The organism is Oleiphilus sp. HI0117 (assembly GCF_001635235.1).
Genome location: NZ_LWGA01000835.1, coordinates 1 through 4,771, shown reverse-complemented (window position 1 = coordinate 4,771; position 4,771 = coordinate 1). Strand labels below are relative to the sequence as shown.

Here is a 4,771-nt window from a genome sequence, read left to right as displayed (position 1 = left end):
TATTCTTTATCAACAAAGTAATTATCAGGTGACTTATAAAGATGCATTAACCGGAATATCAGGTCGCCGTGCTTTGGAAGATTATCTTTCCACTTTAGGTCGTCATTACTCGGTAGCGATGCTCGATGTCGATCACTTTAAAAAATTTAATGATACCCATGGTCATGATGTGGGTGACCAGGTTTTGCGTATGGTGGCTTCAAAGATCGCTCAGGTCGAGGGTGGAGGGCGAGCTTTCCGTTATGGTGGAGAAGAATTTACCATTGTCTTTAACCGCCGAAGTGCTGACGACATTTTTGTCTTTGCCGAGGCCGTGCGTGAATCGATACAAAACTATGCGCTAAAGCTTAGGTCCGATGACCGTGAGCAGGATAAGAAGACAGGGAAAAAGCATAGAGGTCAGGGTAATCCTTCTAAGACCGTTTCGGTGACAATAAGTATAGGTTTGGCAAATAGCGAGCCAGGGTATCGACCAGCTGAGGTCATCAAGAAGGCGGATGACTTGCTTTATAAAGCAAAAGAGGCAGGGAGAAATTGCACAATTAAAGAAAGTCCGCGATCTGTCTAGTCGGCACGCTATTATCCAATTACAAGCTCTCTATGCTCCCCGTATCGATTGTACGGCGAGCTTGATCTGTTCTTTTCTGGTGAAGGCATTATCTTTGGCTTCTTGTAAGGCGAGTTTTTTGGCTTCGTCACTTAATTCATTTGAGTCTAGGATATCTTGCCGTTGTTGGTAGAATTCTGTTAGGCGAGCTTGCCACTGTGGCGTATTGGATTCTAGGTAGGCCATTCTTTGTGCGATCTTTTCTCCATAGAAATTAGCTCTTAAATCGAAGATTTCTTCAGCCGTGTCAGACTGATTCTTAAGCCTGTTTATTTGTGCGGTGAGCTTTTTTTCTTCGCGCTTATAGCGCATGCCTTGAGCCATCTTACTGGGCAGTTGGCTTTCGGCCTGAGCCATCAGCTGATCTTTTTCCTGCTCGCTTAGTGAACTGTCGCTGTTGATCAGTAAGCGCTGATAAGAATAGTCATCATAACGTTCTTCGTGACCGAGCAAGGCTTCACTTAGTTCTTCACCGAGGTATTGTCGATGTGTGTTTTTTTTATCATCAAGCGCAGAGCGCAGCATTGTCAGGTTTTCCTGCTGACTGAAGTCTGTGTTCATTGCAAATTGCTCTGTACTCAGGTTGCCTTTATAAAGCAGATAATTGTCTGCTATTTCCTGGGCTTTCATCGTTGCTTCGCCAGACAAACTCATCTCAATATACTCGCGTATGCGTTCAATGACCTGGTCTTGTCCCTCGATATGAGAAGCCATAAGGAAATACTCGAATATGTTTTTGATGTTCTCATTGATGACTAGCTTCCCTTGAGGGTCAACTAAAAACTGTTCGATCGCTATATCAGACATATGCAGGGGCAGCGCGCCGTAGCGTGATGCGGATTCGTACTCATGGGTTGAGTTGAAGGGTGTGCTCGCTAAGACTTGTCACACCCTGATTTCTATTTCATTGCGGCTTAGCTAGCGATGAGTTGCTTAACAATCTTGTTAAAGTGGCGAGCAAAAAGATAGTGGGTTTCACTTTTCAGACGGGTAAAGTGAGTCGTATTGAGGTGCTTTGATAGCAGCTCAGCGGCTTCTAGGGGAATAACATCATCATGTTCGCCGTGCCAGAATTGATATTCTGTTCGACAATTTTTTACCGAAAAGGCAAGAGCACTGAAGCTAAGCTTTAGTTCTTCTGCCCAAATACCAACACCTTGCTTAGCCGATTGCTTGAGATTAGCGGTTGAATAGTTTCGATATTGACTTGTTTTTAACAAGTTAATATCTGCAGCACGACCTTCAAGTGTGGGGCGAATATAGTTCAACTGCTGGGAATAAAAGTGTTCGATGTCTTTTCCAACAGCCATTTTTAAAATGGGTTCGATCAAAAATGGAGCAAACTTTAGACTTCGATTAACGGCCGTTACGAGTGAAGGGATGTTGGCGCAGGCCATAATATCTTCGATACGCGGCATGGCATTAACCATCGCAATGCGCTCGATGCGATCTGGCAGAAACTCTGCCAAGGCAAGCGCGTAACTACCACCTATAGAGTGTGCAAGAATTTTTACTTTATCTAGTTTTAGGTGATCTAGTAGTTGCTCAAGATCCGAGCACCAGTCTTGGTGGTTACGTTCGGGGTGGCAGTCAGAATCTCCGTAGCCAGGACGTTCGGGAACAATAATTCGGATATTTTCTTGTTCAAAAAGGCTTGATGCACCCGGAGGTAACTCCATTGAAGAGCCCATAAGGTTATGTAGTAAAATGATGGCGTGAGTTTCGGAGCTGGTCGAGCAATATGGGTCAGTTGCACGTTTATTTTTTAAAAGTTCAGGCTTTGGATGATCGCAATAACTCATACGCCTGCCGTCTTTCAGGTAAATAACGTTCTGCTCAGGCTCGCTTGTTTGGTCAGCAATAGGAGATAAAGGCCTATCGAGTTGATGTGAGGAGCCGAGTTTATATAATAAGACTTTTCTGATTAACTCCGGTTTCCTAGTCACCCCAAGTTTCTGATAAATGTTGCTTAAGTGGCCTCTTACCGTTGCCTCTTTTAACTTTAGTTTGGTGGCAGTCTTCTTGCTGGATAGCTCATTGATCAAGGTGACTACGACTAGTGCCTCGGTATCTGTTAGCTGGTAGTGTGCCTTGAGAAGCTCGGTGTTAATTAGCTCTTCCTGCTCTGTTTGAAAACAGAGATAAAAATGCTGGCTGAGCTGCATATCTGCCTCATTGCCTGGCAAGGCGGTAAGATGGACCAGCTTAGGTTTGCCTTGGTATGCCTTTTTAGTGCTGAGGCTTTCTACAGCTGAGTCGACGGGTTCAAGTGCTAGTGAGATGATGCTGAAGTTTTGGTCGCCGGTTAATGGCATAAGCTCTGTGTTCAGCCGAAGGTGTTCCGCGCTCAGGTAACCCTGATCAATTTGCCAGTGCTGACTGGCATTGAAGAAGTGCTCAGCTCGCTCATTGATGTCAATTATTCGGCCTGTCTCATTAATAATTAATGCTGCCATGGGAATATGGTTCAGGGAACTTTCTGTCTGTAAGGGGTGTTCCTGGCTGCTAAGTTGGGCACTGATTTTGATCGCCGTTTTCAGGTGTTTCATGACACGCAAGGAAACGTCTCTAAACGGATGCTCATGAGGTAGGTTTTCAGAGATGGAAATACAGTTTGACAGGCTCAGCAGTAGATTGAACCATTCGTCTTTCTTGCTCGCGAAGCGATAGATAAGGGAGATCAGTTCATCTTCTTCGAGGCTGAATTTCTCTATGGTAAGTGGTGCGTTATTTTCGAGCAGGTTAATCATGACTACATCCTTGTGACTACTTAACTAATCCGTATTCAATACAGTGTTCAAATAAAAATAAAATTAGCGCTTCCTGGCTTTCAAGCCTAGTTTTACGAAGCACTGATTGGAGTTGCTTGCGTACAGTCTGTTCGGAGACGCCTCTGTGCTCTGAAATATCACTAAGGCGAGCTCCTTCGAATAGTAAAATGCTTAATTCTTTCTCTGCCTTACTCAGTTTCAGAGCCTGAAATCTTAGGTTTTCTTTTAAGTGTTGCGCATAGTTGGCGCCTAAAAAATACACCCATGCAAGGCCGGTTCTGGTGTAATGTCTGAACAGCCTGGGTACGCAAGCTGTCGTGCTGATAATTACCGGATATTCTATTTCATTAATACTTAGCTTGAACAACACGCTGTGCTTGCTTGTCGCATTCATACAGTCGTGGATAGCATTTCTAAGTACGATGCGCTGATTAGCCCGAGTGCATAACTTCAGTAGGTCGATGTGCTCACGAGCTAGATGCCTTAATGATGTACTCGCGTCAAACTCTTCGTTTGTAATAGATGAATTGATTAATTGTCTAAACAACTTATTGCTAAACACACTATTAACTTGGTTATCGACAGCAAGGGTGGGGAGTGGGTAGTGGCCCAGAACTTGATAAACTGATTCAATTTCTTGCTGCTGTTGGTTTATTTTATGGCAGAGAAGTAAGGCCTGGGCGATATGTGGCAGTAGGTGTCTCTGTGTATTGGATAGGGGGAGCTGGGCTTCTGCGCGGCGATCAAAAGCAATGCTAGCGACCAACTCGGCGCGATGGTCGAAAGGAATACACGGATAAAGTACGTGTTTGTGAACAAAAATATAATAAGAACTAGAGCTACCGGCCGGTGCTTCCTTGCGAATGTCGCTTAGCTCAGTCTCGCTCAATAACGAGTTTTGCCAAGGGATTAGGCGTTCACTAAGGTCAATTGAAGCGCTGCCGAAGATGTTGCAAAGTTCTTGTGCCAAGCCTTCGGGGCCTTTAGATGCACTGTCGTAGAGCTTTAAGGTGAGCACTGAGCTGTCAAGGGGCGCTTTTTTTATAGAACTGCTATACACGTTTTATTCCGAAACTTATCTATCAATGCTGTTAAAGCGTTTGTCTTTTATCTAGTGCGTTTATAAGTGAGCATCATAGGGAATTTTAAGCAACAAATCGGTCTTGACACTTTGTTTTTGTGACAAGACTTCTTAATAAGTAGAAGTACGTGGTGATTCTGTGATCTTATCGCACTGAATTTATAGGGCTTCGTCACAGCGGTACTTACTTGGCTAAGTTCGTGTTTAAGAGGGATGACATTTGAATAGCCTTCATCGATTGAGTTGGATCATGTCTCATATTCCAGAAAACATGCTAATCTGAAGATCTTCACTTACGGAGATCATGTATGA

Annotated in this window: 4 protein-coding genes; 1 reads left to right on the top strand and 3 read right to left on the bottom strand. The window is 44.0% G+C overall.

The window, feature by feature from the left end; genetic code table 11:
* The coding region (locus A3757_RS14125; protein ID WP_231878282.1) for a GGDEF domain-containing protein at nucleotides 1–568 on the top strand (568 nt) is incomplete at its 5' end.
* A gap of 30 nt (nucleotides 569–598) precedes the next feature.
* On the opposite strand, the gene A3757_RS14120 is transcribed toward A3757_RS14125, so the two are convergent.
* The 3 genes from A3757_RS14120 to A3757_RS14110 form a co-directional block, all read right to left on the bottom strand.
* Nucleotides 599–1,414 (bottom strand): lipase secretion chaperone, encoded by an 816-nt coding sequence (locus tag A3757_RS14120; protein ID WP_068552617.1) that lies wholly within the window; start codon nucleotides 1,412–1,414, stop codon nucleotides 599–601.
* Between the two features lie 107 nt (nucleotides 1,415–1,521).
* Complete coding sequence (locus tag A3757_RS14115; protein WP_068510952.1) at nucleotides 1,522–3,357, bottom strand: alpha/beta fold hydrolase; 1,836 nt, start codon at nucleotides 3,355–3,357, stop codon at nucleotides 1,522–1,524.
* A gap of 16 nt (nucleotides 3,358–3,373) precedes the next feature.
* Entirely contained in the window at nucleotides 3,374–4,438 is a 1,065-nt protein-coding gene (locus tag A3757_RS14110; protein ID WP_068552619.1) for a helix-turn-helix transcriptional regulator, read from the bottom strand.
* Nucleotides 4,439–4,771: the final 333 nt, after the last annotated feature.

Coding starts and splice junctions, on each gene's coding strand:
- A3757_RS14120 (WP_068552617.1), bottom strand. CDS start 1,414: ATGTCTGATATAGCGATCGAACAGTTTTTAGTTGACCCTCAAGGGAAG.
- A3757_RS14115 (WP_068510952.1), bottom strand. CDS start 3,357: ATGATTAACCTGCTCGAAAATAACGCACCACTTACCATAGAGAAATTC.